The 21,795-nt window shown below is 64.8% G+C and carries 9 protein-coding genes; 3 read left to right on the top strand and 6 right to left on the bottom strand.

Features of this window, described 5'->3' with window-relative positions; all coding sequences use genetic code 11:
• Positions 1-142 precede the first annotated feature (142 nt).
• Positions 143-1,048 (bottom strand): S1C family serine protease, encoded by a 906-nt coding sequence (locus tag ASC68_RS06145; protein WP_055876443.1) that lies wholly within the window; start codon positions 1,046-1,048, stop codon positions 143-145.
• Between the two features lie 244 nt (positions 1,049-1,292).
• On the opposite strand from ASC68_RS06145, the gene ASC68_RS06140 reads away from it, so the two are divergent.
• The 3 genes from ASC68_RS06140 (at position 1,293) to ASC68_RS06130 (ending at position 6,311) form a co-directional block, all read left to right on the top strand.
• Positions 1,293-2,702, top strand: coding sequence for an extracellular solute-binding protein (locus tag ASC68_RS06140; protein ID WP_055876441.1), 1,410 nt, complete (start codon positions 1,293-1,295; stop codon positions 2,700-2,702).
• A 170-nt stretch (positions 2,703-2,872) separates the two neighbouring features.
• Positions 2,873-4,828, top strand: coding sequence for an ABC transporter permease subunit (locus tag ASC68_RS06135; protein WP_082527947.1), 1,956 nt, complete (start codon positions 2,873-2,875; stop codon positions 4,826-4,828).
• 217 nt (positions 4,829-5,045) lie between these two features.
• Complete coding sequence (locus tag ASC68_RS06130) at positions 5,046-6,311, top strand: enolase C-terminal domain-like protein (protein WP_082527954.1); 1,266 nt, start codon at positions 5,046-5,048, stop codon at positions 6,309-6,311.
• A gap of 189 nt (positions 6,312-6,500) precedes the next feature.
• Here ASC68_RS06130 and ASC68_RS06125 read toward each other — a convergent pair whose 3' ends face one another.
• The 5 genes from ASC68_RS06125 to ASC68_RS06080 form a co-directional block, all read right to left on the bottom strand.
• A complete protein-coding gene (locus ASC68_RS06125) occupies positions 6,501-7,655 on the bottom strand; it encodes a mandelate racemase/muconate lactonizing enzyme family protein (protein WP_055876432.1) in 1,155 nt (384 codons plus the stop codon).
• Positions 7,656-7,777: 122 nt separating this feature from the next.
• Positions 7,778-9,271 (bottom strand): HlyD family type I secretion periplasmic adaptor subunit, encoded by a 1,494-nt coding sequence (locus ASC68_RS06120; protein WP_055876430.1) that lies wholly within the window; start codon positions 9,269-9,271, stop codon positions 7,778-7,780.
• Positions 9,272-9,338: 67 nt separating this feature from the next.
• Positions 9,339-11,072, bottom strand: coding sequence for a type I secretion system permease/ATPase (locus tag ASC68_RS06115; protein ID WP_055876428.1), 1,734 nt, complete (start codon positions 11,070-11,072; stop codon positions 9,339-9,341).
• A gap of 7,516 nt (positions 11,073-18,588) precedes the next feature.
• Positions 18,589-20,685, bottom strand: a complete 2,097-nt coding sequence (locus tag ASC68_RS06085) for an ABC transporter substrate-binding protein (protein ID WP_055876410.1) — start codon at positions 20,683-20,685, stop codon at positions 18,589-18,591.
• Between the two features lie 91 nt (positions 20,686-20,776).
• Positions 20,777-21,709 (bottom strand): phytanoyl-CoA dioxygenase family protein, encoded by a 933-nt coding sequence (locus ASC68_RS06080; RefSeq protein WP_055876457.1) that lies wholly within the window; start codon positions 21,707-21,709, stop codon positions 20,777-20,779.
• Positions 21,710-21,795 lie beyond the last annotated feature (86 nt).

The raw sequence follows: 21,795 nt of genomic DNA, 5'->3' as shown, positions 1-21,795 counted from the left end.
CACTTACCAATCCTACTCAGCAAAAGCCGCCAGAACCGCCCCCTCAGGGCTACGCCTGCGGCCCAAACCACCAGCCCTCGCCAACTGCGCAACAGTCCCCTGAGGGGAGAAGGGACGTGGCTGCCTGCGTCCGCAAATGCCCTCACTGCAGATGTGGTTTGCGCAGGAAGCTGTTGCGGTCGGCGGATTTGATGCGGACCCAGGTGTCGCGGCCGTCGCGTACGACACGCATCGGGAACTCGGCGCCGGCCGGGCCGCTGCTCCAGACCTTGCGATAGAAATCGGCGAGGCTTTCGACCTCGCTGTCGCGCACGTCGGAGATCACGTCGCCCTGGCGCAGGCCGGCCTGCGCGGCCGGGCCGCCATCGGCGACACTCATCACCACCACTTCACCGTCGCTCTCGGCGGAGAAGACGCCCAGCCACGGACGCGGCGGGCGGTTGGCCTCGCCGCGGGTGAGCAGGTCATCGAGGATGGGGCGGAGCAGATCGATGGGGACCACCATGTTGATGTCGGCGGTCTCGCCGGCCCGCATCATCTGCAGGCGGAGCGAACCGACACCGAGCAGCTTGCCGTCGGCGCCGATCAGCGCCGCGCCGCCCCACGAGGGATGCGCCGGGGCGGTGAAGATGGCTTCGTCGAGCAGGTACTCCCAGTAGCCGGCGAATTCCTGCTTGGCGACGATAGTGGCGCGGATGGAACGACCGGTGCCGTCGGCGAAGACCACGGCATCGCCCAACTGGGCATCGGCAGAATTACCAAGTTCGAGCGCCGGCAGGTCGAGGGGCCCAAGCGCCTGCACCAGGCCAAAACCGGTTTCCTGGTCATAGGCGAGGGCATGTGCGGCGACGACGCGGCCGTCGCTGGTGGTCAACCACACCTCTTCGGCTTCGGTGATCAGATAGCCGATGGTCAGCACCAGGCCGTTCTCGCGGATCACTACGCCGCTGCCTTCGCGCAGCGTGCCGAGGCCGGCCGCGGTGAAGGCGTCGTCGGGGATGGTGGATCGGACGGCCACGACTGACCGCAAGGTCGGATCGATATCCATGCTCTTGTCCTGGTGTTGCGGAAACAGGCGGGCGCCGGGCCTCTTGCCGGGCACGATGCCTGTGCACAAGGTAGGCAATGGACGGGGGGCCTGCAAGGGCCGGACAGCCGAACCGTGAGGTACGTGTTGCAGCAGAGCGAAATCTGTTCAATGCTGCACGTGTTGTCATACAAGGTGGACACGAGAGCCACCAACGAGCCGTGACTAGGAGAGACTGCCCAAACGACGAGGAGGAGAAACTACGATGACTATCAAGAAGTTGAGCCGTCGCGACGTCCTGAGGGGGACCGTTGCTACCGGCGCCGGACTTATCGCCGCGGGGAGCGGCCTTCCGGTTTTTGCGCAGGACGCCGCAGCACCCAAGCCGGATGCACCGCTGCCGGTCGGCGGTTCGGGAAAGCTCACCGTCATTCACCGCACCGAGTATTTCGAGGCGGCCCAGACGGCGTTCCGCGACACAGTGCAGGCCTTTGCCGACGGCAAGGGAGTCCAGCTCGACATCTCGACCACGAACCCCGAGTCATTCGGCGATTTCATGGGAAAGATGACGGCGGCGGTGAAAGCCGGCAACCCGCCGGATTTCGCCTACACATCCAACGTCTCGATCTCGCAACTGCACCTGCTCGACCTGGTCGAGGATGTGACCGACGTGGTCGACGAAGCGGTCAAGCTTTACGGCGACATCATGCCCGGCCTGAACGCTGCCAAAACCGCGCAGCTTGACGGCAAGTGGTGGGCCGTTCCGCTGATCGGCACGACCACCGGCTATTATGCCCGTGGCGACAAGCTCAAGGAAAAGGGCATCGATCCTGCTTCCCTGAAGACCATCGTCGACCGCCGCGAAGCGGCGCTCGCCATCTCGGGTCCCGACTTCTACGGCTGGGGCTTTACGCCCAACCAGTCCGGTGACGGCTTCGGCTTCCTGATCGCCACGGTGCAGGCCTTCGGTGGCCACTTCACCGACGAGACCGGCCAGGTCGTTACCTTCGACTCGCCGGAGACGGTGGCCGCCTTCGAGTTCCTGCGCGAAACCTACGACCGCAACGGCAAGTATGCCGCCATGCTGCCGCCGGGCGTCGAGAGCTGGAACGACACCGGCAACAACGAGGCCTGGCTCGCCGGGCAAATCGGGTTCACCCAGAACGCCTTCTCGATCTACGCTCAGTCGAAGCGTGACGCCAACCCGGTCTATCCGAACACGCTGCTGCTGCAGGCGCCGACGGCGATCAACGGCGACAGCCGCGACGGCGGCAACGTCGGCGGCTGGATGACCGTGTTCAAGGGTGCACCGAACGCGGCGCTCGCCAAGGAACTGGCGCTCAACCTGCTCGACCCGGCCAACTTCGGCAAGATCGCAGCTCTGGGCAGCGTGCTGTTCACCCCGGCCTACCAGAACCTGTGGACCCCGGAACTGCTTGCCGCCGAACCAAACCTGGCGACGATCAAGCAGGCGGTTGACGTCAAGGATCCGTTCCTTGGCCAGTCGTGGCCGGCCAATCCGAATGCGGGTGTCGATGCCATCCGCGCCCAGGGCGTGCTGGAACAGTCGGTCGGCAACGTCATCTCGGGCCGCATGGCGCCCGCCGATGCCGTCAAGGATGCGCACCAGAAGATGCGAGACCTGTTCGAAGAAGGCGGGATCATGCAGCCGTAAGGCGATGCGACCCGCGCGGGAGGGCGGTGCGACCGCCCTCCCCACTCTAGCGCCACAGCGTCATCGGCCGCACTCCCAGGCAGAGTGGGCGCGCTGTTGCACGCAGTGGATCAAGGCTCCGGTGCGCAGGCCAGACGCCTCGCCATGCAGCACTTTCGAGGGGACAGATAATGGTTGACCAAGCTCAGGTGAATACGGCGGTAGGCCGAACGATGCGGCCGATGTCCGTGGCGCGGCGGGTGCGAGGAATTCTCGGCCGCGACTGGAAGATCGCCTATCTGTTCGTATTGCCAATGGTCCTGCTGATGGCCGGCCTGATCTTCTGGCCGTTCATCAGCGCCATCCTGATGTCGATGACGACATTCAATTTCAACACCGGCGAGACGGTGCAGGTGGGCCTGAGGAACTACCAGCGGCTCTACACCAATTCCGACTACCTGCTAAGCCTCTCGAACACGATCAACTTCACCTTCTGGTCGCTCAGCATCAAGTTCGTCACCGGCATGACCATCGCCATGATCCTTCATTCCAAGTTGCCGTGGCGCAACCTGATGTCGGCGATCATGCTGCTGCCCTGGATCGTGCCCGAGATCGTCACGGCGCTGGCCTGGAAATCGATCTACGACCCGCTGTTTGGTGGCCTCAACCCGATCCTGCAAGGCGCCGGCATCATCAACAAGCCGCTGGGCTGGCTGTCGGACTCGAACCTCGCCCTGGGCAGCGTCATCGCGGTGAACGTCTGGAAGGGCATCCCGTTCTTCACCCTGCTGCTGCTGGCGGGGCTCAAGGCGATCGATACCGAACTCTATGAATCGGCCGAGGTCGACGGCGCCAATGCGGTGCAGCGCTTCCGCTACATCACCCTGCCCGGGATGCGCTACGTCATCCTCGTGGTGCTGCTGCTGAGCTTCATTTCCACCTTCAACCAGTTCGGGCTGATCTTCCTGATGACCGGCGGCGGACCGAGCGGCGCGACGCGCCTCTACTCGATCCTTGCCTATGAAAAGGCGATCGGCTCGCTGCAATACGGTCCCGGCAGCGCCATCGCGCTTTCCGTCGCGCCGCTGATGGCGTTCCTGATCTACCTGCTCTCCAAGTACATGCGCCACGACGAACGTGCCGCCGGGGTGCAGAAGAAGGGGCTCGGCATCGGCAAGTTCTTCGGCGGGCTGTTCAGCTTCGTGCTGGATATCTTCTTCTGGCCGTTCGACATGCTGAACCGCGGCATCGAGGTGCTGGGCCGGGCGCTGCGCAAGCGGATGACCGGTTCGACCGAAAAGCCGGTGTTCAAGCCGCAGGGCCGCGAACGCATGGGGATCGGCATCCGCATCCTGATCCTGTTGCCGATCATGGCGTTCGTCCTGTTCCCGTTCTACTGGGTGCTGATCACCTCGTTCAAAACCACGACACAGATCAGCCAGCGGCAATCGATCTTCTGGCCGAACCCGCCGACCCTCAACCAGTACCAGGAGCTGCTGTTCGGCTCGCCGTTCCTGCACTGGCTGGGCAACTCGATCCTGATTGCCGCATTGAGCACCATCATCTCGGTGGCGATCGCGGCGCTCGCCGCCTATGCGTTGACCCGGCTCAAATTCCTCGGCGCCGGGCTGCTGACCACGGCGATCCTGATCACCTACCTGCTGCCCGGGACGCTGATCTTCATCCCGCTCTACCAGACGCTGAGCGACCTTGGGTTGATCAACAGCTATGGCGCGCTGTTGACCACCTACCCGACCTTCCTCGTCCCCTTCGCCACCTGGGTGCTGATCGGCTATTTCCGCTCGATCCCGGTGGAGCTTGAAGAAGCGGCGATGATCGACGGGGCGAGCCGACTCTATGCCTTCATCCGCATCACCCTGCCGCTGGCGGCGCCGGCCCTGCTGTCGGTGGCGCTGTTCGCCTTCACCAACGCGTGGAACGAGTTCCTGTTCGCCTTCGTGTTCATCACCTCGGAATCGCTCAGGACTTTGCCGATCGGCCTCCAATCGATGGTGGTGGGCGACATCCTGCCCTGGGGCGAACTGATGGCGGCCTCGCTGCTGACGGCGATCCCGGTGGCGGTGCTCTACATGTACGCCCAGCGCTTCCTGGTTGGCGGGCTGACCGTCGGGGCGGTGAAGGGCTAGTTCGCTCGATCGGTGCGTGTTGCCCACCCCCACCCTTGATCCCTCCCCACAAGGGGGAGGGAGAACCACGGCCCGCGCCACAACGTCTCCCTCCCCTTGATGGGGAGGGATCAAGGGTGGGGTGGAACCCCACGCACCAGCTTGTCTTGAGGCAAACGTGACCGCCACCCCCATCATCACCGCCCTCCGCGTCGTGCCCGTGGCCGGCGAGGACAGCATGCTGCTCAACCTCAGCGGCGCGCATGGACCATTGTTCACCCGCAACATCGTGCTCCTCACCGACAGCGCTGGCCGGACCGGGCTGGGCGAGGTGCCGGGGGGCGAGGCGATCGCCAGGACGCTGGAGGATAGCCGCGAACTGGTGGTGGGGCGCGAGATCGGCGCCTATCGCTCGGTGCTGCGGCAGGTGGGCGAAACCTTCGCCAGCCGAGACGCGGGCGGACGCGGGGCGCAGACCTTTGATCTGCGCATCACCATCCATGCGGTGGCAGCACTCGAATGCGCCCTGCTCGACCTGATGGGACAGTTCCTCGGGGTGCCGATGGCCGAGCTGCTCGGCGACGGCCAGGTACGCGACCGGGTCGAGATGCTGGGCTACCTGTTCTATGTCGGCGACCGCACCAAAACGCCGCTCGGCTATCGCGCCGCGATGCGTGGCGATGATTGGGTGCGGGTGCGCGATGAGGTGGCGCTGACGCCGGCGGCCATCGTCCGGCTCGCCGAGGCGGCGGAGGCGCGTTACGGGTTTCGCGATTTCAAGCTGAAAGGCGGCGTGCTGGCCGGCGAGGCCGAAGCCGAGGCGATCGAGGCGCTGGCCGAGCGCTTCCCCGCGGCGCGACTGACGGTCGATCCGAACGGGGCGTGGTCGCTCGAGGAAGCGGTGAAGCTCGCGGGCCGGCTGAAGCCGATCCTCGCCTATGCCGAGGACCCGTGCGGCGCCGAGGCCGGCTTTTCCGGACGCGAGGTGCTGGCGGAGTTCCGGCTACGCACCGGGGTGAAGGTCGCGACCAACATGATCGCCACCGACTGGCGGCAGATGGGACACGCCATCACGCTGGGCAGCGTCGATATCCCGCTGGCCGATCCGCATTTCTGGACGCCGCGCGGCTCGATCGACGTGGCAAAACTCTGCCAGCGCTGGGGGCTGACCTGGGGCAGCCACTCGAACAACCATTTCGATATCTCGCTGGCGATGTTCACCCAGGTCGGCGCCGCGGCGCCAGGGACGATCACCGCGCTCGACACGCACTGGATCTGGCAGGACGGGCAGCGGCTGACGGTGGAGCCGCCGCTGATCCGCGACGGGCACGTCGCCGTGCCGGAACGGCCAGGCCTCGGGGTGGAGATCGACGAGGCGCAGCTCGAGGCGGCGCATGCCCGGTATCGCTCGCTGCCGGCAGGCAGCCGCAACGATGCGGCGGCGATGCAGTATTTGATCGGTGGGTGGGCGTTTGACGCGAAGCGGCCGGCTTTGGTGCGGTAGCACAGCTCCGATCTTACCGCCCCGCCCCACCCAGCTGCGCTAGGCGGCAGAGCCGCCAAGCTGCGCTGCCCTCCCCATCAAGGGGAGGGAGAGCCAGAACCGCAGCTTCAGTACGCGTCTCCCTCCCCCTTGTGGGGAGGGATCAAGGGTGGGGGTGGCCACACGCTCAGAGCATCGTGGCCGTCCCCCTCAAGCAAACCAGGTCGTCCCCGGATACTGATGCTGCCGTGCCACGTCCTCGTTCAGCTCCAGACCAATGCCCGGCCGATCGGTGAGCTTGATGCGGCCGTTCTGGATGATCTCGCCGCCATCGGTGATGGTCGACCAATAGTCGCGGTGGAACCAGTGGAACTCCAGCACGAGGAAGTTCGGCACTGTGGCGCAGACCTGGGCCGAGGCCATGGTGCCGATGGGCGAGCTGACATTGTGCGGGGCGAAGGGGATGGAATAGAGGTCGGCCATCTCGGCGATCTTGCGGCACTCCGAGAGCCCGCCGCATTTCGGAATGTCGGGCATGATGATGTCGAGCGCCTGCTGCTCGAACACCTTTCGGAAGCCGTGACGCAGATAGAGGTTTTCGCCGCCGCAGATCGGCACGCTGGTCGAGCGGGTAATCTCGGCCATGGCGTCGATGTTTTCGGGCGGGATCGGCTCTTCCAGCCACATCAGCTGCAGATGTTCGAGGTCCTTGGCGAGGCGGATGGCGGAGTGCTTGTCGAGCCTGGTGTGCAGGTCGCAGGCGACCTCGACCTCTTTGCCGGCGGCCTTCACCACCATCTCGGCCAGCTGCACCATGCGGTCATGCTCCCACTTGTTGGGAGTCATGTTGAACCTGTCCTTCTCGTACCAGCCGGTTTCCGATCCGGTGTGGCCATAGGCGCGGATATCGAGATCGACCTTCAGAGCGCTGAAACCGGCCTCAAGCACCTTGTCGACCTCGGCCTGCACCTCGTCCATGTTCATGCCGGGCGAGACTTCGCAATCGCAATAGACCCGGATGTCGTCGCGGAACTTGCCGCCCATCAGCTCATAGATCGGCACTTTGAGGGCCTTACCCTTCAGGTCCCACAGCGCGATTTCGATGCCGGTGAGCGCGGTAATCAGCGCGCCGGCGAAGCCGCCCTCGAACACCAGGCTGCGGCGGGTCTCCTCGAAGATCGCATCGATGGCGAAGGGGTCGCGGCCGATCAGGCGCTCTTCCAGCTCCTTGATGATGGCAATGGCCTGGTAGCCGCCATGCACGCATTCACCGAGCCCGGTGATGCCGGCGTCGGTCTCGATGCGGACCCATAGATGCATGCAATGGCCGCTCGTTGCCGCCGTCTTCACCGAAGTGATCTTCACGTTGCCTCTCCCTCGTTATTTGTCCCCCGATCCTCCCCGAGGGACGTACGTCAGGTTACAGCCCGAGGCAGCGTTGGCAACCGCCGATCGGGCAACGAGGAGTAAGCCGAAGGTCGTATACTCTACTGCCGGAAGCTATGGTCGAGCGAGGCGGTGATCGGGCTCACCAGATAGTCCAGGAGGGTCTGCTCGTCGCCCAGCAGCATGATCTCGGCCGGCATGCCGGGAAGCATCCTGATGCCTTCGCCGAGCGCGTCGAGGCTCGCCCGGTCGACCTCGACCTTGGCGAGGAAATAGGCGCTGCCGGTGCGCTCGTCGATGAGGCTGTCGGCCGAGATCGAACGGAGCACGCCGTGGATCTGCGGCAGGTTGCGCTGCCGGAACGCAGTGAGGACAACGCGCGCCGGCATGCCGGGATGGACGGTATCGATATCGAGCGGCCTGAGCCGCGCATCGATCACCAGCTTCGAGCCCTCCGGCACGATCTCGAGCATCGGCTCGCCGGATTTCACCACGCCGGAAACGGTGGTGACCCGCACATGCATGACGGTGCCGGCGATCGGCGCCGTGACCACGGTGCGGGCCAGCACATCCTCGCGCGAGGCCAGCTGGCTCGCGAGTTCCGCGAGCTCACCGCGCACCTTGCTGAGGTCCTCGCTGACGCTTTCGACGATTTCGTCGCGCAGCGCGAAGAGCTGCATCTGGGTTTCGCCGATCAACTGGCGGTTCTGCGCGATGGCGGCGCGGTTGGCGGCGCGCTGGGCTTCGACGCTGGCCGCCTCGCGCTGCAGCTCGAGCAGGCGCGGCAGGCGCTCGAGGCCCTTGTCGTAGAGCTGCTTGACGTTCGCGGCCTCCTGTTCGAGCAGGCCGATCTGTTCGTCCTCGGCGGCGATCATCTCGGTCAGGCCGGCGATCTGCTCGTCCACCTGTTTCACCCGCTGGTCGAGAATCTGCTCACGGCCGTTCTGTGAGGCGCGGCGGTTCATGAACAGGGCACGCTGGTCGTCGATGGCCCTGGCATAGTCAGCTGCCGGAAAGGCGAGCAGCTCGGCCGGGATGACGATGGCGTCGCGCCCCTGCATCTCGGCGAGAAGGCGAGCCTCGAGGGCGCGCAGGTCAATGTAGCGGTCGCGCAGCTCCTGGCGACGGGCCAGAGCCTGGGTGTCGTCGAGGGTGACCAGCGGGTCGCCGGCGGCGACCACATCCCCCTCCTTGACGTGAATGGTGCGGACGATGCCGCCTTCGAGATGCTGGATGGTCTTGCGGTAGCCGTCGGGGCTCACCACGCCCGATGCGATGGCGGCGCTGGCGAGCCGGGCGCCATAGGCCCAGGTGCCGAAGCCGCCGACCAGCAGCAGCGCCGCGACGTAGCCGAGCCAGCGCGGACCACGGGTGGCGCGGGAGAGTTCGACCCGTGGTTTGATGCGGCGGCGGCGCTCCCCGAGCATGGGCAGCAGAATGCCCAGGGCAACCACGGTGGCGGCTGCAGTGAGCACGCCTTCGGGGGAGAGGCCGACGTCGCGAGTGGCGATCCAGGCCCGATCGACCAGCGGCAGGGCCTCGGCTTGCCACCAGTCCAACGCCATCTGCCAGAGCTTGGTGGGGTTCTCGAACATGGCAGCGACCTCCTGGAGTGCTTACAGGAAAAGTTGCAGACTTTTCCGGTTCGAAAGCGCGACATAATCAATGACTTGGAGCGTTTTCTCTGGGGAGCTTGCGCGCCGGCTGCGGGATGCGCCGCGGCTCTTCGCCCTCGACCGGAACGCCGGAGGGGCGCAGCACCTCGTCGCGGTCGGCGAAGCGGGTGACGGTGCCGTTGCGCATGATGAGGATCTTGTCGACGGCCTGCAGGTCGACCGGCCGGTGGGTGACGATCACCACGGTGCGCCGGCGGCGCCGGAGCTCGGCGAGCGCCTTGGTGAGCGCGAGGTCGCCATCGCTGTCGAGGTTGGCGTTGGGCTCGTCGAGCACCAGCAGCGGCGGATCGCCGTAAACGGCGCGGGCGAGGCCGAGGCGCTGGCGCTGGCCCTGCGACAGCCGGTTACCGGCCGCCGCGATATCGGTCTCGTAGCCGCCCGGCAGGCCCAGCACCAATTGGTGCACGCCGGCCAGCTGGGCCGCCTCGACCAGCTTATCGCTGTCGATGGGGCGGAAGCGGGCAATGTTCTGGCCGACGGTGCCGGGGAACAGTTCGACCTGCTGCGGCAGGTAGCCGAGGTGGCGGCCCAGATCGTCGGAATCCCAGGCAAAGACATCGGCGCCATCGATGCGCACATGGCCGAAGCTGGGGCGCGCGGCGCCGACCAGCAGGCGGCAGAGGGTCGACTTGCCCGCCCCCGATGGGCCGACGATGGCGCAGCTGGTGCCGGGCTCGAGGCCGAAGCTGACATTGGAGAGGATCGGCTCATGCCGAGCCTGCGCGGCGAAGCTCACCGCCTCGACGGACAGGCGGCCGAGCGGCCGTGGCAGCTGCACCGCCTCGTGGCCCGTGGCAGAGCCCTTGAACAGGGCCTTGAGATTTCGATGCGCCGCGGCGGCAGCGAGCAGCCGGCGCCAGGCGCTGATCGAGCGCTCGATGGGCGAGAGCGCCCGGGCGAGGACGATCGATGCGGCGATCATGGCGCCACCAGTGAGCTGGCCCTGCAGCACGTAATAAGCGCCAGTGCCGAGGATCAGCACCTGCAGCGCCATGCGAATGGCGCGGGAGATGCTGACGACGGTGGCGGTGTCTTCGGCGAGGCGCTGCTGGCGATCGGTGGCGAGCTGCTCGCGTTCCTGCCAGCGCTCGATGATCGGTTGCGCCATGCCGAGCGGCGCCAGCGTCTCGCCGCCGTCGATGTAGCGGAGCGCCGCGTCGTGGTTGGCGCGCAGCTCGGCCGTCGAGCGCTTCTGCGCCGGCCGGGTGGCGATGTCATTGCCGACAGCGAGGCCGAACAGCACCAGGGCGCCGCCGATGGCGATGAGGCCGAGCGCCGGATGCAGCTGCCAGATGAAAGCGATGAAAACGATGGCCCAGGGCGCATCGAGCAAGGCGAGCGGACCGTCGCCATCGAAGAAGGCGCGCAGGTCCGAAACATCGCGCGGTCCGGCTTCGAGGCCGGCGCCGGCAAGCCGGGCTTCCATGGCGCGGCGGATCACCGGGCCGGTGAGCTCGAGATTGAGCCAGGCGCCGGTGCGAGTGAGCATCAGCCGCCGGGCATGCTCGATGATGCCGTAGACGATGATGGCGGCGAGCGTGCCGAGGGTCAGCCAGATCAGCGTGTCGAGCGAGTCGGTCGACAGCACGCGATCATAGACCTGCAGCATGTAGAACACGGTGACGAGCAGCAGCAGGTTGACGAGGCAACTGAACAGGATGAGCGCCGGAAGCTCGTTCCGGACGCGATCGATGATGGTTTCGTAGAGGGTCTTGGGCATGACAACCGCCTTGGCAAGGAACGCGCCGCAAAAGACGCCGGCCGGGGTTTGCCCCCGGCCGGCTAAGGCTTGTTGCCGCTAGATGGTGATCACCCCGTCGAGGTCACCATCGATGCCGATGGTGAAGTCGGCTACTGCCGTGTCACCCGCGGTGTCGAAGTCCTCGATGGTCACCTCAAAGTCGAGCTGGCCGTCCGGTGTCGTCCCGGTTTCGCCGATGCTGAACTTGCCGACGTCGAACTTGCCGGCGACGCCTTCAACCAGAACGCGGTTATGAAGCGTGTCAGTATCCCATTCGACGGTGTAGCCCTTGTCGAGGCCGGTAACGACCACCGAGGTGCCACCCAGGCCCGTCACATCGATGAAGCCGATCGCCGGGTCGGAGTCGGAGTCGAACTCATAGACCGTCCCGTCGGGCTTGATGATGCGCACCTCGATGATGTTGGGCGAAGTCCCGTTCGGGGTCAGCACCATGTCGCGGCCCTGCTCGGCGGTGCCGAGGAAGGTCGTGAGCTTCATCGATGCACCCTTGTTGCCCTGCATCTGCGAGATGGTGATCGAGGCCGTGGTCACGTCCACGGTGCCACCGGTGTACTGCACGTTGTCGGCATCGTCCGCTTCGGTTGGGCTCAGCCCGCCGGGCACGCCCGACAGGTAGTTGGCCACCGGGTCGTCGATGTAGACGAAGTAGGCGCCTTCGCCGGGGTCGAACATCTGGTTGTTCACACCGATGGTCGCTCCGGTGCCGCCCTGCGAGGTATGGATCACATCGCTCTTGTTGGTGTAGTTGCCGGCGGCATTGACGACGGTCTTCTTGCCGAAGACGAGGATCGCCGGATCAGAGGAGGACTCGCCGACCACGCCGAACAGGTTCGCACCCGAAGGCAGCTCGTCAAAGTTGAACTCGATACTGGCCGGTTCCGGATCCTCAAGCGTCTCGAACAGGTAGCTCCAGTTCGCCGGATTGGTGGCGGTGGTATCGAGGCTCAGGCGGAAGAACGCCGTATCCTCGTCGGCGCCGATCGAGCCGTCACCGTTCTCGTCCAGGTAGTAGGTGACCGTCTGGTCGCCTTCCTGCACCCCGATCACTTCGCCGAAACCGAAATCGAAACTCTCGGTGAAGTCGGTGATCTTGGCATTGGCGCCGTCGGCACCGGGAACCGCTCCAAGCAGGTGGGAGACGGTATCGCCGTTGACGAAGTCCACCATGCCGCCGGAGATCGGACCGATCGCCGGGCCGTCGTCCTCGAACAGGAACGTCGCACTGATATCGAGGGTGGCGCTGTCGTGGTCGCCATCCCCGTCATAGGCCGTCGCCACGAGGCTCACCAGGTTGGTCGAGGTGAAGGTGGCGGGCGAGCTGGACTCATCGGGATCGTCCGGATCGTCATGCTTGACGGCCCGGCTCTGCGTCAGGGTGACCACGCCGGTCTCCCCGTCGGCCGAGACGCGGAACACCTCCAGCCCGCCGATCTCGGTAACGCCGATCACGTCGAGGCCGCTGACGCCGAGCACCACCGCCTCGCCGGTGAGCGAGTCGACGAGACCGGTGTCGTCGCCGGCATTGCTGATCGTCACGGCATAGGTGATCGCATCGTCGTCGGCGATGTCGTTGTCGTCGGTGTCCTTGGGCCCGTCATTGCCGAAGGCGGTGGTGAACAGGCTCGAGAAATCGGCGAAGACGCTGCCGAATGCCGACTCGTCAACCACCAGGTCCGGAACTTCGACCAGGTTGCGGTCGATCGACGGGCCATCATCCTCGAAGTTGAACGCAAGCCCGATATCGGCAACGGCGTCATCGTGGTCGAGATCACCGTCAACGGCGACGGCGGTCAGGGTCACGAGGTTGGCTGCGGCAAGCTGAGCGGGTGAGCCGCTCTCCTCGTCATCGTCCGGATCGTCGTGCACAACGGCGCGGCTCTGGTCGAGCGTCACCTCGCCGGTATCGGCATCGACCGTGATGCGGAACACCTCCTCGGCGCCGACCATGCCGACAACCGCAGCACCATCCATGCTGAGCACGACGGCGTCGCCGGTCAGCGTGTCGGTGAGACCGCTGGCCCCGGCATTGATCCCGAGCTCGTAGGTGATGGCATCGGCATCGGCCACGTCATCGTCGTCGGCATCGAGCGGCCCGTCATTACCGAAGGCGGTGGTGAACACGACCGAGAAGTCGGCCGAGTCATTGGTGGCGAAGTCACTGTCGTCGACCGTAAGGGCCGGAACCTCGACCTGGTTGCGATCGATCGACGGCCCATCATCCTCGAAGTTGAAGGCAAGGCCAATGNGAGTCATTGGTGGTGAAGTCACTGTCGTCGACCGTAAGGGCCGGAACCTCGACCTGGTTGCGATCGATCGACGGCCCATCATCCTCGAAGTTGAAGGCAAGGCCAATGTCGGCAATAGCATCATCATGATCGCCGTCACCGTCATGGGCGGTAGCGGTCAGGGTGACGAGGTTGGCCGCGGCAAGCTGAGCGGGTGAGCCGCTCTCCTCGTCGTCGTCCGGATCGTCGTGGACAACGGCGCGGCTCTGGTCGAGCGTCACCTCGCCGGTATCGGCATCGACGGTGATGCGGAACACCTCCTCGGTGCCGACCATGCCGACAACCACGGCACCNCCGCTCTCCTCGTCATCGTCCGGATCGTCGTGCACGACGGCGCGGCTCTGGTCGAGCGTCACCTCGCCGGTATCGGCATCGACGGTGATGCGGAACACCTCCTCGGTGCCGACCATGCCGACAACCACGGCACCATCCATGCTGAGCACGACGGCGTCGCCGGTCAGCGTGTCGGTGAGACCGCTGGCCCCGGCATTGATCCCGAGCTCATAGGTGATGGCATCGGCATCGGCGATGTCGTTGTCGTCGGTGTCCTTGGGCCCATCATTGCCGAAGGCGGTGGTGAACAGGACCGAGAAGTCGGCCGAGTCGTTGGTGGCGAAGTCGCTGTCGTCGACCGTGAGGGCCGGAACTTCGACCAGGTTGCGGTCGATCGACGGCCCATCATCCTCGAAGTTGAAGGCGAGGCCAATGTCAGCGACGGCATCATCATNTTGCCGAAGGCGGTGGTGAACAGGACCGAGAAGTCGGCCGAGTCGTTGGTGGCGAAGTCGCTGTCGTCGACCGTGAGGGCCGGAACTTCGACCAGGTTGCGGTCGATCGACGGCCCATCATCCTCGAAGTTGAAGGCGAGGCCGATGTCAGCGACGGCGTCGTCGTGATCGCCGTCACCGTCAACGGCGACGGCGGTCAGGGTGACGAGGTTGGCAGCGGCAAGCTGAGCTGGTGAGCCGCTCTCCTCGTCATCGTCCGGATCGTCGTGCACGACGGCGCGGCTCTGGTCGAGCGTCACCTCGCCGGTATCGGCATCCACGGTGATGCGGAACACCTCCTCGGTGCCGACCATGCCGACAACCGCGGCACCATCCATGCTGAGCACGACAGGGTCGCCGGTCAGTGTGTCGGTCAGACCGCTGGCGCCGGCATTGATCCCGAGCTCGTAGGTGATGGCATCGGCATCGGCCACGTCGTCATCGTCGGCATCGAGAGGGCCATCATTGCCGAAGGCGGTGGTGAACACGACCGAGAAGTCAGCCGAGTCATTGGTGGTGAAGTCACTGTCGTCGACCGTAAGGGCCGGAACCTCGACCTGGTTGCGATCGATCGACGGCCCATCATCCTCGAAGTTGAAGGCNGAGTCATTGGTGGTGAAGTCACTGTCGTCGACCGTAAGGGCCGGAACCTCGACCTGGTTGCGATCGATCGACGGCCCATCATCCTCGAAGTTGAAGGCGAGGCCGATATCGGCAACGGCGTCATCGTGGTCAAGATCACCGTCAACGGCGACGGCGGTCAGGGTGACGAGGTTGGCAGCCGCCAGCTGAGCGGGTGAGCCGCTCTCCTCGTCATCGTCCGGATCATCGTGCACAACGGCGCGGCTCTGGTCGAGCGTCACCTCGCCGGTATCGGCATCGACGGTGATGCGGAACACCTCCTCGGTGCCGACCATGCCGACAACCGCGGCACCATCCATGCTGAGCACGACAGCGTCGCCGGTCAGCGTGTCGGTGAGACCGCTGGCTCCGGCATTGATCCCGAGCTCGTAGGTGATGGCATCGGCATCGGCCACGTCATCGTCGTCGGCATCGAGCGGCCCGTCATTACCGAAGGCGGTGGTGAACNCCGGCATTGATCCCGAGCTCGTAGGTGATGGCATCGGCATCGGCCACGTCATCGTCGTCGGCATCGAGCGGCCCGTCATTACCGAAGGCGGTGGTGAACACGACCGAGAAGTCGGCCGAGTCGTTGGTGGCGAAGTCACTGTCGTCGACCGTGAGGGCCGGAACCTCGACCTGGTTGCGATCGATCGACGGCCCATCATCCTCGAAGTTGAAGGCGAGGCCAATGTCAGCGACGGCATCATCATGATCGCCGTCACCGTCATGGGCGGTAGCGGTCAGGGTGACGAGGTTGGCAGCCGCCAGTTGAGCGGGTGAGCCGCTCTCTTCGTCATCGTCCGGATCGTCGTGCACGACGGCGCGGCTCTGGTCGAGCGTCACCTCGCCGGTATCGGCATCGACGGTGATGCGGAACACCTCCTCGGTGCCGACCATGCCGACAACCACGGCACCATCCATGCTGAGNAGCGTCACCTCGCCGGTATCGGCATCGACGGTGATGCGGAACACCTCCTCGGTGCCGACCATGCCGACAACCACGGCACCATCCATGCTGAGCACGACAGGGTCGCCGGTCAGCGTGTCGGTGAGGCCGCTGGCCCCGGCATTGATCCCGAGCTCATAGGTGATGGCATCGGCATCGGGGATGTCGTTATCGTCGGTATCCTTGGGCCCGTCATTGCCGAAGGCGGTGGTGAACAGGACCGAGAAGTCGGCCGAGTCGTTGGTGGCGAAGTCGCTGTCGTCGACCGTGAGGGCCGGAACTTCGACCAGGNTCATTGCCGAAGGCGGTGGTGAACAGGACCGAGAAGTCGGCCGAGTCGTTGGTGGCGAAGTCGCTGTCGTCGACCGTGAGGGCCGGAACTTCGACCAGGTTACGGTCGATCGAGGGACCATCGTCCTCGAAGTTGAACGTGTCTCCGATGCCGACCGTGTGGTCGTCGGTGTCGCCATCGTCATCGGTGGCCGTGGCGGTCAGCGCGATGAGGTCGGCCGAGGCCAGTTGGGCAGGTGAGCCGCTCTCCTCGTCATCGTCCGGATCGTCGTGGACAACGGCGCGGCTCTGGTCGAGCGTCACCTCGCCGGTGTTGACGTCGACCGTGATGCGGAACACTTCGGGGCCAGCGGCCCCCGCCTTGCCGACGACCGCAGCACCATCCATGCTGAGCACGACGGCATCGCCGGTCAGCGTGTCGGTGAGGCCGCTGGCGCCGACACCGATGCTGAGGCTGTAGGTGACGGCATCAACGTCGACGGTGCCGTCATTGTCGCTGTCCTTGCCGCCGTCGGTGCCGAAATCGACATCGAACAGGTTGGCGTAGCTGGCCGAGTCATTGGTGGTGAAGTCGCTGTCATCGACCGTCAGCGCCGGCGTGCCCTCGCCATCGCCGACCGATGGGCCATCGTCTTCGAATACGATCCGGTCACCGACCGGCTCGTGGACGAACGTGCCTTCGGTGATGGTGAAGCCGCCAATATCAAACTTGCCGGCGGTGCCTTCGATCTTGACGCGGTTGTGCTCGCTGTCGGTGACGAACTCGATGAGGTAGCCGTCATCGACGCCGGTCAGTGTCACCGTGGTGGTGCCGAGGCCCGACACATCAAAGCCACTCACGGCCGGATCAGCATCGTTGTCGAACGTCGTGGTAACCCCGCCAATGGTGACGTTGACCGCGATGATATTGGGCGAGGTGGCACCGTCGGTCGGGCCGGTCAGCAGGTCACGGGCGGTGTCGGCCGCACCAAGATAGGTGGTCAGCTTCATGCTGCCGGTGCCGTTGCCCTGGATCTGAGCGATGGTGAACTGGGCCGCCGTCACGTCCAGCGTGCCGCCGGTATAGAGCGCGTTGTCGGCATCGTCAGCCTCAGTGCCGGTCAGCCCATTGGGCTCCCAGCCCGACAGAAAGTCGGCGTTCACGTCGTTGACATAGGCAAAGAACGCCGCGTCGCCGGGGTTGAACATCTGGTTGTTCATACCGATCGTGGCATTGGGTCCGGCCTGGGACATGAACATCATGTCGCTTGTATTGGTGGGTGTGCCATCGGCCTGAAGATGAATGTCGGCGCCGAAGATGACGATCGCCGGACCGTCGGGAGACGCGCCCAGCGTTGCAAACAGGTTGTTGCTCGATGGCAGGTCATCGAAATCGAAATCGATGGTGCCGCTGGCCCCCACGTCGAGCAGGCCGCTCAGATCGACCGGATCGTCATGGTTGCCGCTATCGGGATTGGTGATGGCCTCGAACTGCACCGTCGAGATGGTGCCGTCTGCCTCGAGGTAGCCAGCGAGCACGATGTCGCCATTTACGTCGACACCGAGGAACATGGAAGATCCCAGCCCGGTCGCCTCGTCGGCGAACAGATAGATCGCCTCGCCATCAACGGTGGTGAAGCCGGCGAGCACGCCGGTGGTCGGAACGGTCGTGCCGGCGTCATAGGCCAGCAACGCACTGCCGTCGCTCTTGACGAAACCGGTGAGGGTCGAGCCGTCGGTGAGTGAAATGAAGTCGTTCTGGGCCGCGCCGTTGGCCTGGGCAAATGCACTGCTCAAGTTGAGCTGGCCGGCGTCGAAGAGCCGCGTAGCGAAGGCGGCGGGCAGGTCGGTATAGACTATATCGTTGTCGTCGTTGTCCTCGTTGGTGCTGGATACTCCGGTGTTCTGTAGCCCTTGCGACTCGTCGAGCACGACGAATTCGTCGCCTGTTAGAACGATTGCCATGATGACTGCTCCCTAGAGTGTTTTGTAACTGCTCCCCGCTTACGTGTTGACGCTTTGTATTCGCCTGCGGAATAAAACAAATCATCGACCGCGCTGTCGACATCATCGACAACACAGCCTTATCTACCGTTGGCCTCTGATTGTTGCAGAATACATCCGGCGCAGATCGGATGGTACGGCCGGGAGTTCTACTTCTGCACCATGAGCTCGTTCCGCAATTCGAGCGGAGGTGCTGTCCCGGTATTCTTGGTTCGCGCCGGAATACAAGTTGTGTGCCGAGCTATACAAAAAATTAGCCATGATTGCAATGGCGACCAGCGCCGCCAACTGCCGCTGAGGTCGTGCGCGACAGACGAAAGCCCGATCCGGGCGGGTCAGGCGCGTCGAACATACCAACTAGTGCTGAGAGCAAATGCAGTGGGGATGGCTTGCGCCACCCCCACCGGCCTTGGTGCAGCAGTGATCGGTTTTGACGATCTGGCGACCGCCGCACCGGGAGGTTCAGTAATCCTGGCTAGGAGCGCTTTCAGGAAAAGTTGCAGACTTTTCCGGTTCGAAAGCGCGACAAAACCAATGACCTGGAGCGTTTCGGCGTTTCATTGAAACGGTGAAACGATCTAAGAGACCGGGCCGTTGCCGATGCCCGGGGCGCCGGGCAGCGATTGCGGGTGCAGCTCATAGCCCGGCTGCTTGTCGGCCGGCACGAACAGCCGCTCACGCATCATGTTGTCGACGTCCCAGTTGAACATGAAGATCGGCACGCCGGCCGGCACGTTGGCGAAGCGCTTGTTGATGATCTCAGCGCCCGGATACTGGGTCAGCCCGATGGCGTAGATGTTCTCGGTATAGAGCCTCTGGTAGCGCTGCATCAGCGCGATGCGCTCCGCCGCGTCGTCGGTGGCAGTAAAGGCGTTCACCACCTCGACCATCTCGGTTTCAAACGGCAAGAGGTCCATGCTGCCATCCGGCCCGGCCTGGTGCTGGGCGGCGATGCGCGGGCCGGTGGGCGCCAGCGACGCGGTGTTCTGCACCACGGCCACCAGTTCCGAGCCGTTGCGGATCACCACCCAGTCGAACTGGCCGGAGCTTTGCGCGGCATTGAACTGGGTGCCGGTCATGAAGTTGGCGACCACCCGGATGCCGACCCGCTCGAGGTGTGCGATCACCGCCTCGGCGAGGTTCTTGTCGGTCTGATAGTCGGCATTGGCGAGGATGGTGATTTCGAGATTGCGCCCGCCTTCCTGGTCCGCCGGGAAGTTCAGGATGCCGTCGCCATCGGTATCGGCGAGGCCGGCCCTGGTGAAGTAAGCCTCTGCCGTCTCGGCCGAGTACGGATAGTAGACCGTCGAGGCCTTGTCGTAGAAGGTGGTGCCGGCATAGAGGCCGCCCGGATAGATGGCGGTGAACGGCCCCTTGACCAGCGCCTCGCCGATCGACTGGCGGTCGAGCGCGCTGGTGACGCCCTTGCGGAAATCGAAGTTGCGATTGAGCTCACGCACCGCCTGGCGGCGACTGTCGGGTTCGCCCCAGCCATTGGCGCTGAGATTGGGATAAAGCGTGTAGCCGATGGTACGGGCGCCGAACTGCAGGCGCGACGGGGCACTGGGGTCGGCGGCGCGCTTCAGGGCCTCGACGTAGTTTTCCGGCTGCTCCATCGCCGAATTGTCAGCGGTGCCGGCCACGGCCTGCACGTCGCGATCGGCCCAGGTGGAGAGCCGGTAGTGCACCTCGTCGAGATAGGGCAACTGGTTCCCCGCGTCGTCGACCTTCCAGTAGTAGGGGTTGCGCAGCATGACGATGATGTCGTCGGCCCGATACTCGGCCGGCACCCAGGCGCCCATGACGGGGATGTTGAGGTATTCCGGCTTGATGGCGTTCTTGTACTGGTCGTAGGTGTTGGACGAGTATTTTGGGTGCAGCGGCTTGAAGATGTGCGCCGGGCCCGGACAGAAATTTCCGTAGGCCATCTGGTAGAGATACTGCTTGGGGAAGGCGTCCCTGAAGGTCCACTCGATGGTGTAATCGTCGATGGCGCGGAGCGTGGTGCCTTCACCAAAACTCTCGGGCGAGGCGCCGTTGAGCGGCGTAACGTTGGGGTCGACGACATTGTCCTCCCAGTAGAACATCACATCTTCCGAGGTGAACGGCACCCCGTCCGACCACTTCGCCCCTTCGATCAGGTGCATGGTCAGTTGGTGGCCGTCCTCGCTCCATTCCCAGCCCTTGGCGAGGTTAGGCAGCGGCTCGAGCTCTTCGGCCTTCACCTGGAACAGCGGTCCGGTGCGGGTCAAACACTCCATGGTGCCGATATCGGTGCCACCCCAGCCCTGCGACTGGCCGGCCATATAGTTCCAGCCTTCCGGCCGGCCGCCGATGACGTGGCGCATCACATCGCCATAGACGCCAATGCCATCGGGCAGGTTCGAGGCCTTGTAGACCAGCGGCTCCCTGGGCAGGCGTTCCGCCACCGGCGGCAGCTTGCCGGTCACAACGAACTTCTCGGTCACCCAGGCCGGTTCGTGGTACTCGGGCAGCGCCCGGTACTCGAACATGTCGGTGACGCCGACGAAGGTGGGCGTGCCCTGGGCGTCGAATTTCGGCGGGTCGGGCGGCGTCGTCGGCTCCAGCAGCTGCGCCTCAGTCAACGACGTCGAGGCAGAGAGCAGCAGGGCGGCATAGCCTATGAGGCCAAGAGTCCTGGTGGTTTTGGGCATGGCATCTCCTCGCGGGGCGCGGTGGTGTCGCGCCTCTTGCTTTGTGGGTTGGCGGTGGGGGGGGGTGAGCGGACAGGCTGCTGAAGCGCCTTCAGAGCATGTCGTTGAGGCTCCAGTGGTTGTTCCAGCGGGCGTCGATCTCGTCGTCGACGTTCTGGTAGCGGATGTCGGTCGAGAGCCTGATCCGCCGCTCGGGATCCTGGTTGGTGGTCGAGGCGTGGATCATGAACGGGCTGTGCAGCATGACGTCGCCGGCCTCGTAGTCGGCGACCAGCCAGCGGGTATCGAAGCGCTCGGCCATGTCAGGCAGATCCTTGGAGACCCAGCCGCCTTCGGTCATGTTCTTGTTGTAGGCGCTGATCCGCTCCTCCGGCGTCAGGTCCATACCCTCGATCTGGAACTTGGCTTCCATGTCGCTGCCGATGCGGTGCGAGCCTTCGAGATAGGTCAGCCCGCCCATGGCAATCGAGGTGTCGCCGATCGGGATCCAGGCGGTGACGATGCGGCTGGTGCCGCCCCGCAGGTAGACCAGGTCGTAGTGCGCCGGCGTCACTGTCGTGGTCCCGGGCTGGGTGAAGCGCATGATCTTGCGCTTATGCAGGTAGGAGAGCCCGTCGAGGAAGGCGTCCATGAAACGGGCGAGGCGCGGCTGGGCGCAGAAGCCCTCATAGGCGGTCGAGCGCACCAGCGACATCAGGCGGCGATCGAGCCAGGCCTTGTCGGGTGAGCGCGAGGCGGAAATGCCGGCGGCGAAATCGGTGCCCGGCTCGGTCAGCCGGCCGGCCGCCAGCTGCTCGAACACCCAGCCACGGAAATCGATGACGTCCTGCCGGTCGAGGAACCCCTTGATGAACAGGTAGCCCTGCTCCTCGTACTGCCGCCGCATCTCAACGAGGCTGGTGGTCGCACTGGTCGGCGTCAGGTAGCCCATGCGGTTGGCCGCCGAGGACAGGGTCTGGCCATTGGCATGCAGCGTCGGCATGGACGAAGCGGCAGGCCGCTCCGCAGCCACGGAACTTGACATTTCGATCATCCGTTGGAACGACTGGTGATGCAGTATCGCTATGGTATGAACGACAGCGCCACCATAGACAAAAGCACCATCTGGAC

It is taken from the genome of Devosia sp. Root105, assembly GCF_001424865.1.
Taxonomy (GTDB): domain Bacteria; phylum Pseudomonadota; class Alphaproteobacteria; order Rhizobiales; family Devosiaceae; genus Devosia_A.
The sequence above is the reverse complement of the archived record's forward strand: the minus strand, read 5'-3'. Positions and strand labels throughout refer to the sequence as shown.